General features: G+C 73.8%; 13 protein-coding genes. 5 read left to right on the top strand and 8 right to left on the bottom strand.

Annotated features, from left to right (window positions below):
* Positions 1 to 8 precede the first annotated feature (8 nt).
* On the bottom strand, positions 9 to 2,486 hold the full coding sequence (pcrA, locus tag QBL21_RS04385) for a DNA helicase PcrA (protein ID WP_407560646.1): 2,478 nt from the start codon (positions 2,484 to 2,486) through the stop codon (positions 9 to 11).
* A 262-nt stretch (positions 2,487 to 2,748) separates the two neighbouring features.
* On the opposite strand from pcrA, the gene QBL21_RS04380 reads away from it, so the two are divergent.
* Entirely contained in the window at positions 2,749 to 3,903 is a 1,155-nt protein-coding gene (locus QBL21_RS04380) for an NlpC/P60 family protein (RefSeq protein ID WP_407560645.1), read from the top strand.
* Between the two features lie 39 nt (positions 3,904 to 3,942).
* Here the strand turns inward: QBL21_RS04380 and QBL21_RS04375 are convergent, their stop codons facing one another.
* Positions 3,943 to 4,296, bottom strand: a complete 354-nt coding sequence (locus QBL21_RS04375) for a hypothetical protein (protein ID WP_407560644.1) — start codon at positions 4,294 to 4,296, stop codon at positions 3,943 to 3,945.
* Between the two features lie 313 nt (positions 4,297 to 4,609).
* On the opposite strand from QBL21_RS04375, the gene QBL21_RS04370 reads away from it, so the two are divergent.
* Positions 4,610 to 5,656 (top strand): NlpC/P60 family protein, encoded by a 1,047-nt coding sequence (locus QBL21_RS04370; protein ID WP_407560643.1) that lies wholly within the window; start codon positions 4,610 to 4,612, stop codon positions 5,654 to 5,656.
* Between the two features lie 58 nt (positions 5,657 to 5,714).
* Here QBL21_RS04370 and QBL21_RS04365 read toward each other — a convergent pair whose 3' ends face one another.
* Positions 5,715 to 6,470: a LuxR C-terminal-related transcriptional regulator gene (locus QBL21_RS04365; RefSeq protein WP_407560642.1), complete on the bottom strand. Its 756-nt coding sequence runs from the start codon at positions 6,468 to 6,470 to the stop codon at positions 5,715 to 5,717.
* 39 nt (positions 6,471 to 6,509) lie between these two features.
* Entirely contained in the window at positions 6,510 to 7,811 is a 1,302-nt protein-coding gene (locus tag QBL21_RS04360; protein WP_407560641.1) for a PspC domain-containing protein, read from the bottom strand.
* Between the two features lie 132 nt (positions 7,812 to 7,943).
* Between QBL21_RS04360 and QBL21_RS04355 the strand changes: the two genes are divergently transcribed.
* Positions 7,944 to 9,437: a PspC domain-containing protein gene (locus QBL21_RS04355; protein WP_407560640.1), complete on the top strand. Its 1,494-nt coding sequence runs from the start codon at positions 7,944 to 7,946 to the stop codon at positions 9,435 to 9,437.
* Entirely contained in the window at positions 9,424 to 9,912 is a 489-nt protein-coding gene (locus QBL21_RS04350) for a hypothetical protein (protein ID WP_407560639.1), read from the top strand. The genes QBL21_RS04355 and QBL21_RS04350 overlap by 14 nt, the downstream gene beginning before the upstream one ends.
* Before the next feature lie 36 nt (positions 9,913 to 9,948).
* On the opposite strand, the gene QBL21_RS04345 is transcribed toward QBL21_RS04350, so the two are convergent.
* The 3 genes from QBL21_RS04345 to guaA all read right to left on the bottom strand — a co-directional run bounded on the left by QBL21_RS04345 (position 9,949) and on the right by guaA (position 13,964).
* Entirely contained in the window at positions 9,949 to 10,491 is a 543-nt protein-coding gene (locus tag QBL21_RS04345) for a DoxX family protein (RefSeq protein WP_407560638.1), read from the bottom strand.
* 123 nt (positions 10,492 to 10,614) lie between these two features.
* Positions 10,615 to 12,063: a hypothetical protein gene (locus QBL21_RS04340; protein ID WP_407566299.1), complete on the bottom strand. Its 1,449-nt coding sequence runs from the start codon at positions 12,061 to 12,063 to the stop codon at positions 10,615 to 10,617.
* A 326-nt stretch (positions 12,064 to 12,389) separates the two neighbouring features.
* Entirely contained in the window at positions 12,390 to 13,964 is a 1,575-nt protein-coding gene (guaA, locus tag QBL21_RS04335) for a glutamine-hydrolyzing GMP synthase (protein ID WP_407560637.1), read from the bottom strand.
* Between the two features lie 293 nt (positions 13,965 to 14,257).
* Here guaA and QBL21_RS04330 point away from each other — a divergent pair, with 293 nt between their 5' ends.
* Positions 14,258 to 14,572 carry a chorismate mutase gene (locus tag QBL21_RS04330; protein WP_407560636.1) on the top strand — a complete coding sequence of 105 codons (315 nt, stop codon included), beginning with the start codon at positions 14,258 to 14,260 and terminating at the stop codon, positions 14,570 to 14,572.
* A gap of 118 nt (positions 14,573 to 14,690) precedes the next feature.
* Here QBL21_RS04330 and QBL21_RS04325 read toward each other — a convergent pair whose 3' ends face one another.
* Positions 14,691 to 15,863, bottom strand: coding sequence for an epoxide hydrolase (locus QBL21_RS04325; protein WP_407560635.1), 1,173 nt, complete (start codon positions 15,861 to 15,863; stop codon positions 14,691 to 14,693).
* Positions 15,864 to 15,921: the final 58 nt, after the last annotated feature.

Raw genomic sequence — 15,921 nt, 5'->3', positions numbered from 1 at the left:
CGGCGGTCCTACAGCTTCTCCACCGGCGCGTACCGCAGCAGCAGCTTCTTCGTCCGCCCGCCGTCGCCGAAGTCGATCGTCGCCTGCGCGTTCGCCCCCGAGCCGGACACCTCCACCACCGTCCCCATCCCGAACTGGTCGTGCGTCACCCGGTCCCCCGGCGACAGCGCGACCACCGGCCGCTCCGTCGCCCGCCCGGTGGCGAAGCCCGAAGGGCCCTGCCGCGTACGGGCCGAGGAGGTGGACGACGACGCCAGCGCCGCCGCCGCGGACTCCATCGGCGACCGGCCCCCGCCGCCGCCCCGGGTGGCCGAGGCGCCCGTGCGCCGCCACTCCAGATAGGCCGGCGGGATCTCGTCCAGGAAGCGCGACGGCGGGTTGTACGACGGCTGGCCCCAGGAGCTGCGCATCACCGAGCGCGTCAGATACAGCCGCTCCTGCGCGCGCGTGATGCCGACGTACGCGAGCCGGCGCTCCTCCTCCAGCTCCTTGACGTCGCCGAGGGCCCGCATGTGCGGGAAGACGCCGTCCTCCATGCCGCTGAGGAACACCACCGGGAACTCCAGGCCCTTGGCGGTGTGCAGGGTCATCAGCGTTATGACACCGGAGCCGTCCGTCTCCTCCTCCGGGATCTCGTCGCTGTCGGCGACCAGCGCGACGCGCTCCAGGAAGCCGGCGAGCGTGCCCGGGTCGTCCTCGCCGCGCTCCTGCTCGAACTCCAGCGCCACGGCGGCCAGTTCCTGGAGGTTCTCGATGCGGGTCTCGTCCTGCGGGTCGGTCGACGCCTGCAACTCGGCGAGGTAGCCGGTCCGCTCCAGCACCGCTTCGAGCACCGTGGCCGGCCCGGCGCCGGACTCCACGACCGTGCGCAGCTCCTCCATCAGCGTGTTGAACCGCTTGACGGCGTTCACCGAGCGGGACGCCATCCCGTACGCCTCGTCCACACGCACCAGCGCCTGCGGGAAGGAGATCCGCTCGCGCTGCGCCAGCGCCTCGATCATCGCCTCGGCGCGGTCGCCGATGCCGCGCTTGGGCACGTTCATGATGCGGCGCAGCGGTACGGAGTCCTCGGGGTTGGCGAGCACGCGCAGGTACGCGAGGACGTCGCGGACCTCCCGGCGCTCGTAGAAGCGGACGCCGCCGACGACCTTGTACGGCAGGCCGACGCGGATGAAGACTTCCTCGAAGACACGGGACTGGGCGTTGGTGCGGTAGAAGACGGCGACGTCGCCGGCGCGGGCCTCGCCCGCGTCGGACAGCCGGTCGATCTCGTCGGCGACGAACTGCGCCTCGTCGTGCTCGGTGTCGGCCACGTAGCCGACGATGCGGGCGCCGGCGCCGGCGTCGGTCCACAGGTTCTTGGGGCGGCGGGAGGCGTTGCGCTCGATGACGGCGTTGGCGGCGTTGAGGATGGTCTGCGTGGAGCGGTAGTTCTGCTCCAGCAGGATCGTGCGCGCCTCGGGGTAGTCCTCCTCGAACTGGAGGATGTTGCGGATGGTGGCGCCGCGGAAGGCGTAGATCGACTGGTCGGCGTCGCCGACGACGCACAGCTCGGCGGGCCCGTCCGGGCCCTTCGCACGCTCCGCACCGCCGTCACTTCCGCCACCGTCGGCTGCGCCGCCGTCCTCCGCGTCGCCGTCGGCCGCGCCCTCGCCCGCTGCCGCCTCCGGCTCGGCCGGCGGGCCCACCAGCTCGCGCACCAGCATGTACTGCGCGCGGTTCGTGTCCTGGTACTCGTCGACCAGGACGTGCCGGAACCGGCGGCGGTAGTGCTCCGCGACGTCCGGGAACGCCTGGAGCAGGTTCACGGTCGTCATGATCAGGTCGTCGAAGTCCAGCGCGTTGGCCTCGCGCAGCCGCGACTGGTAGAGCCCGTACGCCTCGGCAAGCGTCTTCTCGTAGCCGTCGACGGCCTGGGCGGCCCAGCTCTCCTCGTCGATCAGCTCGTTCTTCAGGCTGGAGACCTTGGCGCTGAACGCCTTCGGCGGATAGCGCTTGGGGTCGAGGTCCAGGTCCCGGCAGACCAGGGACATCAGCCGGCGCGAGTCGGCGGCGTCGTAGATCGAGAACGAGGACGTGAAGCCCAGCTTCTTCGACTCGCGGCGCAGGATGCGCACGCAGGCGCTGTGGAAGGTGGAGACCCACATGGCGTTGGCGCGCGCGCCGACCAGCTCCTCGACGCGCTCCTTCATCTCGCCGGCCGCCTTGTTCGTGAACGTGATGGCGAGGATCTGGCCGGGGTGGGCCCGCCGCTTGGCCAGCAGGTACGCGATCCGGTGGGTCAGCACCCGGGTCTTGCCGGAGCCGGCGCCGGCGACGATCAGCAGGGGCGTTCCGTGGTGCTCCACGGCGGCGCGCTGCTGCTCGTTCAGCCCGGTGAGCAGCGCTTCCGGGTCGGTGACGGGGCGGGGCGCGCCATCCCGGTAGTACGGCTCGGGAACGCTCGCGGCGAAGGCGAGATGACTGTCGTCGAAGAGGCTGCTCATCGTTCACAGAGTCTAGGACGCCCCACCGACAACCCACGCCCGCAGCTCCCTTTCCGCCCCGGCCCGCGGACGCGCCCGGAGCCCCGCCGGGCCACCCGGCCGGCCGCCCCGCTCCCGCCCGGCCGGCCGGGATGTCCGAGATGGACTAAACACCGCCTCGGATCACGAAATGGTTTCGGGCATATCGAACATCAGACTTCACAGCAGTCCCACGGAGTGGCTACCGTGCTCGGCACTGCTCGGACGGAAGGAGTGGCCTGACTTGGCTTCCCACCGAAAGCCGCGGACCCGGATATTCGAGTCGCCGGCCGGGCGCCGTACCGCGGTCGGCGTCGGCTCCGCGGCTCTGGCGTCGGCGACGCTTCTCTCCCAGGAAGCCGGCGCGACCCCGGCCGAGCGGTCGATCGAGGACGTCCAGAAGCAGGTCGACCACCTCTACCACGAGGCGGAGCGGGCCACCGAGCGCTACAACGGCGCCAAGGAGCGCACCGCGCAGCAGCGCACCCGCGTCGAGCAGCAGCTCGACGAGGTGGCCAAGGAGACCGCGCGGCTCAACGAGTCGCGGCGCGAGCTGGGCCAGCTCGCCGCCGCCCAGTACCGCACCGGCGGCATCACGCCCACCGCGACGTTCATGCTCGCGCCCGACCCGCAGACCTACTTCGACCAGGCGCACCTGATGGAGCGGCTGACGAACCGCGAGAAGGCCGCGGTCGACCAGTTCCAGGTGCGCCAGGCCAAGGCCACCAAGAAGCGCACGGAGGCGCAGGAGAGCCTGCGCGGCCTCACCGAGTCGCAGGAGCAGCTCCAGGACTCCAAGAAGGAGGTCCAGAGCAAGCTGTCCGACGCGCGCAAGGTGCTGGACCGGCTCACCGAGGAGGAGAAGCAGCGCCTCGCCGAGCTGGAGCGCAAGCGCGAGGAGGAGGCGCGGCGCAAGGCGCAGGAGGCCGCGCGCCAGGCGGAGTCGGAGCGGCAGCGGCAGGCGGAGCAGGAGCGCCGCGAGCAGGAGCAGCGCGAGCAGGAGCAGAAGGAAGAGGAGAAGGAGGAGCCGCCGCCCCCGGACACCGGCGCCTCGAAGTCGGACACGGTGCTGGCGTTCGCCGAGGCCCAGTTGGGCAAGCCGTACGTGTGGGGCGCCACCGGCCCGGACTCGTACGACTGCTCCGGCCTGACCCAGGCCGCCTGGCGGGAGGCCGGCATCTCACTGCCGCGTACGACCTACGACCAGGTCAACGCCGGCACGCAGGTGGCCAAGGCGGATCTTCAGCCGGGCGACCTGGTCTTCTTCTACGACGACATCAGCCACGTCGGGATCTACGTGGGCAACGGACAGATGATCCACGCTTCCAAGCCGGGCGACGACGTCAAGTACGAGTCGATCGACTACATGCCGTTCCACAGCGGCGTGCGCCCGGCCTGAAAGGCGTGCGTAGCAGGGGTCGGAGTGACGGGGCCGATCTCAGGTCCAGGTGGTGGCGATGACGACGTTGGCCATGGTGAGAAGGCCGATCGCGGCGAAGTAGCCCTTCGGGATGCGCTCTTCCTTCCGCTTGAGGAAGACCAGGACGAGGATCACTATCAGGATCACGGCCTTGACGCCGAGTTTCGTCTGGTTCAGCTCCACGTCGTCGGCCTCGTTGAGGCCGTTGAGCGCGACGCCGGTGACCAGCATGACCAGTGAGCCGTGCACCATCGAGGGCACGATGCGCACCTCGCCCGAGCTCAACGACTTGAGCTGGGTCAGCCAGCCGCCGAGCAGCGCGGCGATGCCGATGACGTGCATGGCGACGAAGAGGTTGATGAGAACATCCATGGCACGCGAGCGTAGCGGTCCGTAACAGGTCGCGCCCATGGGGGTGACCGCTTCAGAAACATCGGTCACGGATACGAACCCACGGCTCAGTTCGCCGTGTTCGGCCGATCACAATCCGTCATCGGCGGACGGTGCCGTTAAGTCTCGTGCATCCCCTCCTCCCCCGCCGCGCCCTCGGCCTAGCGTCTCCGCTCAGGTGGTCGGCTCCTCATCACCGGCGCCCGCGTCACCGGCGCGGCAGTCGGCCACCCCCGCCGAGAGCCGGCGGCGGCCCGCTCCCCCGTGCGGGCCGCCGCCGGACCGCAAGGAAGGGGTGAACGCCCGCGTGGCGTCCCACAGTTTGACCCCGGCCCGTACCGCCGGCGTGCTCGCGCTCGTCGGCGCCACCGCCGTCTCCGCCCTCGGCGGCTTCGCGCACGCCGACCCGCAGCCGACGCCGGCGGAGGTCAGGGCCCGGGTCGACCGGCTGCACCACGAGGCCGAGCAGACCGTCGAGAAGTACAACGGCGTGGCGGAGAAGGCCGACCGTGCGGAACGGGCCGTGGACGACCTCCAGGACGAGGCCGCCCGCAAGACGGCGCGGCTCAACGACGCCCGCAACGCCCTCGGCTCCTTCGCCACCGCCCAGTACCGCAACGGCACCGCCGACCCCACCGTGCAGCTCGCCCTCTCCGCCGAACCGGAGGACTACCTGCGCAAGGCCGCGCTGCTGGAACGGGTCGGCAACCGGCAGGCGGCGGCACTCGAAGGCGTCGGACGGCAACTGCGGGAGGTGCAGCAGGTGCGTACGAAGGCAGGCGACCGGCTGGCGGAGCTGAAGGACGCGCGGGCGGAGCTGAAGCGGCACAAGAGCACGATCGAGGACAAGCTCGCCGAGGCCCGCAGACTGCTCGGCACCCTCACCGCCGACCAGCGCGAGGCCGTCCTCGGCGCCGACGGGCACGGCGGTACGGGCGCGGGGGGCGACCGGGCGGCGCGCGACGCCGCGCGCGGGCCGGTGCAGGCGCCGAACGCCCGCGCCGCGCGCGCCGTGTCGTACGCCCGGGGCGCGGTCGGCAGCCCGTACGTCTGGGGTGCCACCGGCCCCTCCGCCTTCGACTGCTCGGGCCTGACCCAGGCCGCCTGGGGCGCAGCGGGCGTCTCCCTGCCCCGTACGACCTACACCCAGGCCGCGTCGGGCAGCACCGTGTCGCGCTCCGCGCTGGCGCCCGGGGACCTGGTCTTCTACTACTCCGGCCTCAGCCACGTCGGCATCTACGCGGGCGGCGGCCAGATCATCCACGCGCCGCGCCCGGGCGCGACCGTGCGCTACGCGCCGGTGGACTCGATGCCGTTCGTGACGGCGGTACGTCCCGCCTGAGCCGCGGGCGCGCGGGGCGCTGGGGCGCTGGGGCGCAGAAGGGTGGGAAGGCGGTCCGTCAGACGAGCCGGCGGGCCGTCGCCCAGCGCGTCAGCTCGTGGCGGTTCGACAACTGAAGCTTGCGCAGCACCGCCGAGACATGCGATTCGACGGTCTTGACGGAGATGTAGAGCTGCTTGGCGACCTCCTTGTACGCGTACCCCCGCGCGATCAGCCGCAGCACCTCCCGCTCCCGCTGCGTCAGCCGGTCCAGGTCCTCGTCCACCGGCGGTGCGTCCGTCGAGGCGAAGGCGTCGAGGACGAAGCCGGCGAGCCGCGGCGAGAACACCGCGTCGCCCTCCGAGACCCGGAAGATCGCGTCCACGAGGTCGGCGCCGGTGATGGTCTTCGTCACGTACCCGCGGGCGCCGCCGCGGATGACGCCGATGACGTCCTCGGCCGCGTCCGACACCGACAGCGCGAGGAACCGCACCGGCGCCTCGCCGCTAGGCGACTCCCCCATCATCCCCGAGCAGCGGCGCAGCACCTCGACGCCGCCGCCGCCCGGCAGGTGCACATCGAGCAGCACGACCTCGGGGCGGGTGGCGGTGATGACCGTCACCGCCTGCTCGACGTCCGCCGCCTCGCCGACGACCTCGACGCCGGTCTCGTCGGTCACCCCGATCTCGGCCTGCACCCCGGCCCGGAACATGCGGTGGTCGTCCACGAGCACGACCCGTACCCGACGGCCTTCCCCCTGGCCCGCACCGCCCGCCGGGGTCCCGCTCGCCGGGGTCCCCGCCGCCGGGGTCCCGCCCGCTGCGTCGTCCGTCATCGTCCGCTCCTCACTGCGCCCACCACGTCCGCGTACGTCTCACTCGGCGCGCTCCATCTCCAGCTCCACCTCGGTGCCCCCGCCCGCCGGCGTGCGCAGCCGGGCGGTGCCGCCGTTGCGCTCCATCCTGCCGATGATGGACTCGCGTACGCCCATTCTGTCGGCCGGGACCGCGTCCGGGTCGAAGCCGGGACCGCGGTCCTTCACCGAGATGAAGACCTGCCGCCCCTCGACCTCCGCGAAGACCTGCACCGGCCCCGCCTCGCCACCGTACTTGGCCGCGTTGACCATCGCCTCCCGCGCCGCCTGGAGCTGCGCGCCCAGCTTGTCGTCCAGCGGGCAGTCGCCGACGCACACCACCTCCACCGGCACCCCGTGGTAGTCCTCCACCTCCGCCGCCGCCTTGCGCACCCCCTCGGCGAGCGTCCCGGGCCCCGACCCGTCCTCCTCGTCCTTGCCGGTCCCCTCCGGCTTGTACAGCCAGGTGCGCAGCTCCCGCTCCTGCGCGCGGGCCAGCTTGCGCACCTCGCCGGCGTTGTCGGCGTTGCGCTGGATGAGCGTGAGGGTGTGCAGCACGGAGTCGTGTACGTGGGCGGCGACCTCGGCGCGCTCCTGCGCGCGGATGCGCATCAGCCGCTCCTCGGACAGGTCCTGCACCATCCGTACGAGCCAGGGGCCCGCCAGCAGCGCCACCCCCACGAGAACCGCGAGCGACGCCTGCACGACGGCGCCGATGTGCCGCGTGGAGCCCTGGATGACGAATATCGCGCTGACCCCGGCCCCGACCAGCAGTACCCCGGCGGCGCCGCGCGCGAACGGGATGAACTTCGTCCGCCGCGTGACCGCCGCCCACTTCGCCCGCCGGGCGTTGTCCGCCTGCCGCCACACCAGCGCCACACCGGCGCCGATGAGCAGCAGCGGCCACACGAAGGCGTTGGAGCGGCCCAGTTCGAGGCTGCCGGCGAAGATGGCGGCGCTGATGAGCAGGGCGAGCAGCGCGAGCAACTGCCCCTTGTCGGGTTTGCGGAGCCGCTTGCGCCCGTCGGCGTCGACCTCCACGAGCGGCTTCTCCGCCGTGCCGCCCTGGCCGAGCGGGACGACGAACCAGAAGACCGCGTACAGCAGCACGCCCAGGCCGTTGGCCATGAGCAGGCCGAGGAAGACGATCCGCACCCACGACACCGGCAGCCCCAGGTGCCCGGCGAGACCGCGCGCGACGCCGCCGAGCCAGCGCCCGTCGGCGCTGCGGTACAGCCGCCGGACAGGCCGCTCGTACGGGTCGTACGGGCCGCCGGGCGGGGCGGCGCCCTCGGGGGCGGGCGCGGCGGTGGCTGCGGTCATGCCATGCATCGTCACACGGGCGGGGCGGGCCTGGCATCAGGGTTGGCCCCCCATCGGTCCCCGGAGGATTTCAGGGTGGGCTCGGGGTAGTCCCGCCTCCCGCCCCGCGGCGGCGTCCGCCACCATGGACCCATGACGGACACGAGCCCGGGCGCGGGCCCCGACGCGCGGGACGGGGCTCCCGGCGACCGCGCGGCGGCGGAGGCCCGTATGCGCGCGGCACGCGCCGGGGTACGGGACGGGGGCGGCGACGCCGCCGCGGACCCGGCACCGGACGCGGCCCAGGGGCCGGCCCCGGACCCGCCGTCCGAGCCCGGCGGCCCCGCGCCCGCCCGGCCGCGGCTGCGGCGCAGCCGCCGCTACAAGATCGTCGGCGGTGTCTGCGGCGGCCTCGGCCAGTACTTCGGCATGGACCCCGTCATCTTCCGCGTCGTCCTGGGCGTACTCACCGCCACCGGCGGCCTCGGCCTCGTCGCGTACGGCTTCGCCTGGCTGCTGATGCCGCTCGACGGCGAGGACGACAGCGAGGGCCGCAGGCTGCTGTCCGGCCGCGTCGAGGGCTCGGCGCTGACGGCACTGCTGTTCGCCGTCGTCGGCTGCGGCCTGTTCCTGTCCGTGCTGAACACCACGGACACCCACTTCTTCGCCGCCCTGCTGATCCTCTGTCTCGGCGGCGCCGCCTACTGGTCGCACCACCGCCGCGAGGCCGAGGAGATGGCCGCGGACGGCGTCCCCGTGGACGACGCCACCGCCCACGCCGTGGCCGACGCCCCGCCGGAGACCGCGCCGCCCCCCGTGCCGTACTCCCCGTCCTGGTGGCGCGACCCGCTCAGCAAGGACGGCGACTTCCCGCCCTACCTCTGGGGCCCCGACGACGGCGCCCACGAGACGGACGCGGACGCCGACCCGCCCGGGCCCGGCGGCCCGGCGAAGAAGGCGTCGGCCGGCGGCCGCGGCCGGGCCGTGCACGAGGCGGCCGGCATCGGCGGCTGGACGTTCCTCGCCGCCGCCGGGACCTGCGCCGTCGTCATCGGCGCCACCTGGGGCACGGAGCCGCTGGGCACCACCCTGGCGCTCGGCCTCGGCGGCGCGCTCGCCGTCTTCGGCGCCGGCTTCACGCTCAGCGCGTGGATCGGCCGCACCGGCGGCGGCACCGCCTTCTGGGCGCTGCTGACGACCGTCCTGCTGGTCGTCGCGCTCTGGCTGCCGGACACCATCACCGCCGACTGGGGCGAGCGGAACTGGCGCCCGGCCGCGGTCACGGACGTACGCGACCGGTACGAGCTGGGCAGCGGCGAGGCCCGGCTCGACCTGACCCGGCTGGAGCTGGAGAAGGGCCGGCGGATCGAGACCGCGGCCCAGGTGGGCCTGGGCCGGTTGGAGGTACGGGTCCCCGACGACGTACGCGTGGAGGTACGCACCAAGGTCGACATCGGCGACATGCAACTGCCGCCCACCACCCGCACCGAGAAGCCGGGCGGCGGCGACATCGACGTCTCGCCGCGGCAGGAGCGCACCACCGTGCTGGAGCCCACCGCCGGCGGGTCCGGCGGGCCCAGGGGGACGATGGTGCTGGACCTGACGGTCTCGATCGGCCAGTTGGAGGTCCGGCGTGCGACGCCATAGGTTCGAGCCCGCGAAGCTCGTCGCCGGCCTGGTGCTGCTCTGCGGCGCGACCCTCGGCGTGCTGGACGCGGCCGACGCGCTGCGGCAGCCGAACTGGGTGCCGCTGGCCGTGGTGCCGCCGGGGCTGGCGCTGGCCGCCCTGGTCGCCGCCGTCGGCTACGCCGCCCGCCGCGCCCGCCGCCGCGCGCGGGAGGCGCGCGCGGCGACGCCGCCGGAGCCGGACGTGGACCCGGGGGCGGACCTGGGGGCGCTGCCGATGGACGAGCTGCGCGGAACGTACGACAGCCGCTTCGGCTCGCGGAACCCGGGCGGCGGTGACGATGCGGACGCGGACGCCGCCGGGGTCGGTCCGGGGGCCGGGGATTCGGGGGCCGGAGGTTCGGGGGCCGGCGGGGCTGCGGGGAACGGCGGGGCTGCGGGGAACGGTCCGGCGGCGCGGGGCGGCCCCGGCTCGATCGGCTCCCAGGCGCCGTAGAGCCCGCCCGGCCGGCCGGTCCGTCGACGGCGGGTGCTAGGTGAAGAGCTGCTGGCCTTTGCGGCGGCGGCGGACGGCGAGCACCGAGTCCAGCGACCAGTACGGCGCACCGGCCAGGATCAGGGCCGTCCACGCCATCATGTACGGCAGGTCCTGGCCGTAGTAGTACGGCTCCGCCGACCAGCTCATGGTGAACCACAGCGTCATCGAGAGCAGCGCCCCGCCGGTCGCGGCCAGCCGCGCCCACAGCCCGGCGAGCGTGCCGAGCCCCACCGCGATCTCGCCGAGCGAGATGGCGATCCCGAACTCCGTCGGCGCCTTCTGCGCCAGGTCCACCAGGGCGGGGATGGCGACGTCGGGCAGGGTGTCGAGGATGTCGTGGAGGGAGCCGGGGCCGCTGGCGTCGAGGAACGCGTCGTCGGTGAGCTTGTCGAAGCCGGCGTAGACGAAGGTGATGCCCAGGAAGATCCGCAGGGGCAGCAGCGCGAACCGGGCGGCGACGGCCCGGAGGCCGCCGGGCGGCTCTCCGTGGGGCACCCTCCCGAGAACGCCGGTGCCGGACGCTTGGTCCTGTGCCATGTGTAGTCCGCCTCTCCTGCCGTAGACCGTGCCGGTGATCGCCCCGGCCGATACTTCATGTGTGGGAGGGGATACGTAAAGCGATTCGTGAACGCTCAACCGGATCGGGTCGTTCGTGCCCGCTCAGTCGACGATGTCGAGCAGGTACGGGGCGGACTCCGCACCCCCGGCGGTGACGACCCGCAACTCCGTGCGGCCCGGTTCCACGTCCACGGGCACCGGGACCGTCAGCCGGGTGGCGGCGGGGTTGGTGAAGCCGCCGGGCACGGGGACCAGCGGCACATGCACGTGGACGGCGCCGATCCGCACGACGACGCGCGCCAGCAGCTCCGGCGATTCGGCGCCCGGCGGCACGAAGCCGGTGCCGCGCACCTCGATGTCGTCGCCGGTACGGATCGCGGTGTGCAGGTCGCCGGGCTCGCGGACCCGGACGACGGACAGCACGGCGGGGCGCCCCCCGTCGACGAGCCGGGCGGCCAGGTGCACCGCCGCGCTCACCGCGACCAGCGCGGTGACGCCCCAGGGCAGCCCCGGCAACTCCTCGGGCCGCCGGCCGAGTTGCACCAGGGCGAAGAGCAGGGCGGCGGCGGAGACGACGGCGTACTGGACGTCGACGGCGGCGGCACGGCCGGCGTCGTCGGTGAGCAGGTCGGCGGCGCGGGGGCGGGCGGCGCGGGTCTTGGTCAGGCCGCCGCTGCGCAGCCGGTACGCGACGACGGCGCGGGCGCCGAGGGCGGCGGCCCAGGCGGCGGCGACGGTGACGACGAGCCCGGCGGCGCCGCCGGCCCCGGCGCCCGTCCCCGACCAGCCGAGTCCGTCGAGAAGCCGGTCGCGGGCGGCGGATCCGTCGGCGAGGGCCAGGGCGAGGGCGAGGTGCAGCAGGGCGTAGCCGGCGAGCAGCGTCCAGGCGCCGGCCACCGCGCGGCCGGTGGACAGCCGGCCGTCCTCGCCGACGACCGGGGCGAGGAGCCCGCCGCGGGCGCGGTTCAGCCAGGCGGCACCGGCCAGCAGGCCGGCGGTCACCACGGCGGCGAGCAGCGCGGCGGTACGGGCCCGGGTCCAGCCGGGTCCGAGGGCGGTGAGCCCGACGACGAGGAGGAGGACGAGCAGCCCGGCGCCGATGACGTACAGGCTGCGCCGCCACAGCGACGCCAGCCACGTCCCGCCCGCGGCGGCGCCGCGCTCGGCGAGGCCGTCGGCGGAGCGGGTCAGCTCGTCGGAGACCCACTGGCGGGAGGCGCCCGGCGAGTGGGCGACACCGGCGGGCACGCCTTCGCCGGCGGCGAAGCCGTCACGCCGCCGGGCGAACTCGACGGCGGGGTCGGGGGTCGCGGGGGCCGGGGGCCCAGAGGTGGGGGCGGAGCCGGAGCGGGGCCCGGGGACGACGGGGCCGGAGGACCCACCGCCGGAGCGGAAGCCGCCGGCAGCGGCACCGGACCCGGGGGCCGTGCCACCGGACGCGGGGGTCGTGGCACCGGACCCGGCAGGCGTGCCACCGGACCCGGGGGCCGTGGCACCGGAGTCGGCCGCTCCGTCGGCGGGGCCGTGCGGGGCGCCGGAGCCGGTCGGCACGCCCGCGGCGCCGCCGGGCCGCGCCCCACCGCCCGTACCGCCCTCGACGCCCGGCCACGCACCGCCGGAGTCCTCCGGTCCGCCAACGGCGGCGCCGGCCGCCGGGCCGCCGGCCGATCCGCTCCCGGGCCGGATGTCCGCGGCGCCGGTCTCCGTACCGCCCGCGGCGCCCGCCGCAGGCGCGGGCGCGGGGACCTGTGCGGCTCCCGTAGCCGTGTCGTCGTCCCCCGCTTCCACCGCCACCTCGTGCCCCCTTGACCGCAAGCCGTCCCTGTGATGAGAGCGAATTCTGCCCTACCGGCCGCCCGCCGGGGCCGCCGGGCCGCTCACTCCCACTCGATCGTCCCCGGCGGCTTCGACGTGACGTCGAGAACCACGCGGTTGACCTCCGCCACCTCGTTCGTGATCCGCGTCGAGATCCGCGCCAGCGTGTCGTACGGCAGCCGCGACCAGTCCGCCGTCATCGCGTCCTCCGACGACACCGGCCGCAGCACCACCGGGTGCCCGTACGTCCGGCCGTCGCCCTGCACGCCCACCGACCGTACGTCGGCGAGCAGCACCACCGGGCACTGCCAGATGTCGCGGTCCAGCCCGGCGGCGGTCAGCTCCTCGCGGGCGATGGCGTCGGCCTCGCGCAGCAGGTCGAGCCGGTCCTTCGTGACCTCGCCGACGATGCGGATGCCGAGCCCCGGGCCGGGGAACGGCTGGCGCTGCACCATCGCCTCGGGCAGCCCCAGCTCCTTGCCGGCCATCCGGACCTCGTCCTTGAAGAGCCGCCGCAGCGGCTCGACCAGCTCGAAGTCCAGGTCCTCCGGCAGCCCGCCGACGTTGTGGTGGGACTTGATGTTCGCGGTGCCGGTGCCGCCGCCGGACTCCACGACGTCCGGGTAGAGCGTGCCCTGCACCAGGAAGCGCACCGGCGCCCCGGTCTCCCCCGCCGCCGCCACGATCTCGGCCTGCGCCTGCTCGAAGACCCGGATGAACTCCCGCCCGATGATCTTCCGCTTCTGCTCCGGGTCCGACACCCCGGCCAGCGCCGCGAGGAACCGCTCCGCCGCGTCCACGACCTTGAGCTGCACGCCGGTCGCGGCCACGAAGTCCTTCTCGACCTGCTCCGACTCGCCCTTGCGCATCAGCCCGTGGTCGACGTACACGCAGGTGAGCCGGTCCCCGATGGCCCGCTGGACGAGCGCCGCCGCCACCGCCGAGTCCACGCCGCCGGACAGCGCGCAGATCGCCTGCGCCTCGCCGACCTGCGCGCGGACGGCGGCGACCGACTCCTCCACGACACTCGCGGTCGTCCACGTGGGGGCGAGCCCGGCGCCGCGGTAGAGGAAGTGCTCCAGGACGAGCTGGCCGTGGGTGGAGTGCATGACCTCCGGGTGGTGCTGCACGCCGTACAGCTTGCGCGCGTCGTCCTCGAAGGCGGCGACCGGCACGCCCTCGGTGGCCGCGGTGACCGTGAAGCCCTCGGGGGCGGCCGAGCAGGCGTCGCCGTGGGACATCCAGACGTCCTGCCGCTCGGGGGTGCCCTCGAAGAGGGTCGAGTCGGGGCGGGAGACGGTCAGTTGCGTACGCCCGTACTCGCGCCGGCCGGTGTTGTCGACCGTGCCGCCGAGCGCCTGGGCCATGAGCTGGAAGCCGTAGCACATCCCGAAGACGGGCACGCCGGCGGTGAAGATCGCCGGGTCGATGCCGGGGGCGTTCTCCGCGTACACCGAGGAAGGGCCGCCGGAGAGGATGATCGCCGCGGGGTTCTTCGCCAGGATCTCCGGCACCGGCATCGTGGAGGGCACGATCTCGCTGTAGATCCGGGCCTCGCGCACGCGGCGCGCGATGAGCTGGGCGTACTGGGCACCGAAGTCCACGACGAGAACGGTGTCGGGGGTCGCTGAGGTCACTGCTGCGGCCTTCCGGCGGTGGGAGGGGAGATGCCGCCGAGTCTATCGGCTGCGGCGTCTCACCATGCGGGCAGTCTTTGTCCACCGCGGGGCCGGGGTGAATACTGGCGGCCATGCGCACGCGGAGCTTCCTGTTTACCTACGGCAACCGGCCCGTCCGGCTGCCGTGGTCGTGCGCTTGAGCTGACAAGCGACTTCCCAGGCGCCCCGGGCCGGCAAGGCCCGGGGCGCGCTGTGTTTCGCCGCCGGGCGGCGGCTCCGGGGCCTTACCCCAGGACCCCAGGAGTGACGAGATGAACGCAACCCAGGCGAGCGAGCGGACGAGCGGGCAGACCGCCGACCGGACCGGCGCACGGACCGACGAGGCGGCGACGGAGATCACCGGCGCCCGCGAGCGGATCGACGACCTCGACGACCGGATCATCGCGCTGGTGGAGGAGCGGATGGCGGTCTCGGCCCGAATCCAGCAGGCCCGCATCGCCTCGGGCGGCCGGCGCGTGAACCTCTCCCGGGAGATGGAGATCCTCGCCCGCTACCGCGACCGCCTGGACCGCCCGGGCACGACCCTGGCGATGACGCTCCTGGAACTGTGCCGCGGCCGGGTGTGACCGCGGCCGGGGCGGCGCGGCCGGTCTCGGTGCTCGGACCGCGGGGGCGGGGTCGGAGCACCGGGGCCCCGTTTCGGGGCGGATCAGGTGGTGAGCGAGTGTCGGCGCCCGGTCGCGTTCAGCGGTGGGCGGCAAGTACGGCCGCCAGGCCCTCTTGCAGGTCTTTGACGAAGTACTCGGGGACCTCCAGCGACGGGAAGTGTCCTCCCTTTTCCGGCAGGTTCCATCGGACGATCCGGCGGTACCGCTCCTGCGCCCAGGGGCGCGGGCACTTCTCGACGTCGCGGGGGTACCCGGTGATGGCCGACGGGACGTCGACCCGGAGTTCGGGGTCCAGTGAGTTGTGGCTTTCGTAGTAGATGCGGGCCGCCGATGCGCCGGTGCGGGTCAGCCAGTACAGGGTGACGTCGTCGAGGATGCGGTCTCGGGAGATGGTCTCGAACGGGCTGTCCTCGGTGTCCGACCACTCGGCGAACTTGTCGAGGATCCAGGCGAGCAGCCCGACCGGTGAGTCGACCAGCGAGTAGCCGATGGTCTGCGGCCGGGTCGCCTGCTGCTTCGCGTACGCCGCGCGGTGGCGCCAGAAATCGCGGGTGTCCTCGGCCCACCCGCGTTCTTCCGCCGTCAGCCCGGCCGTTGTCAGGCCGGGCGGGCCCTCCGCGAACGTCGTGTGGATGCCGAGTACGTGCGCCGGGAACCTGCCGCCGAGAACCGTGGTGATGTTCCCTCCCCAGTCGCCGCCGTGGGCGACGAACTTGCCGTAGCCGAGCCTTCCCATCAGCTCCACCCAGGCGCCCGCGATCTTCTCGGTCCCCCACCCGGTGCTGGCCGGCCTGTCGCTGTAGCCGAAGCCCGGCAGCGACGGGACCACGACGTGGAACGCCGGCGTGGCAGCGTCCTTCGGATCTGCCAGCTCGTCCACCACGTCGGTGAACCGGACGATGCTGTCCGGCCAGCCGTGGGTCAGGATCAGGGGAACGGCGTCCGCGCGCGCGGATCGGCGGTGCAGGAAGTGGATTCCCAGACCGTCGATGGTCGTACGGAACTGGCCGATCTGGTCGAGGCGCGCCTCGAACGACCGCCAGTCGTACCCGGTGCGCCAGTAGTTCACGACGTCGACCAGGTCGGCGAGCGGAACGCCCTGTTCCCATCGGCGCGGGCCGGGCGCGGCCCGGTGGACCGTCTCGGCCTCCGGCAGCCTCGCCGCGGCCAGTCGCGCCCGCAGATCGTCCAGGTCGGCGTCGGTCGCGCGGGCTTCGAATGCCTGCACGTCGTGAGTGGGACGAGGCATGAGACCTCCTGACCACAGCGGAACCGTCTTAGACGGTTCTAGCATGCCGTCATGCCGG

This window comes from Streptomyces sp. 184, from assembly GCF_045781775.1.
Classification (GTDB): domain Bacteria; phylum Actinomycetota; class Actinomycetes; order Streptomycetales; family Streptomycetaceae; genus Streptomyces.
This window is presented reverse-complemented; position numbering and strand designations above follow the sequence as displayed.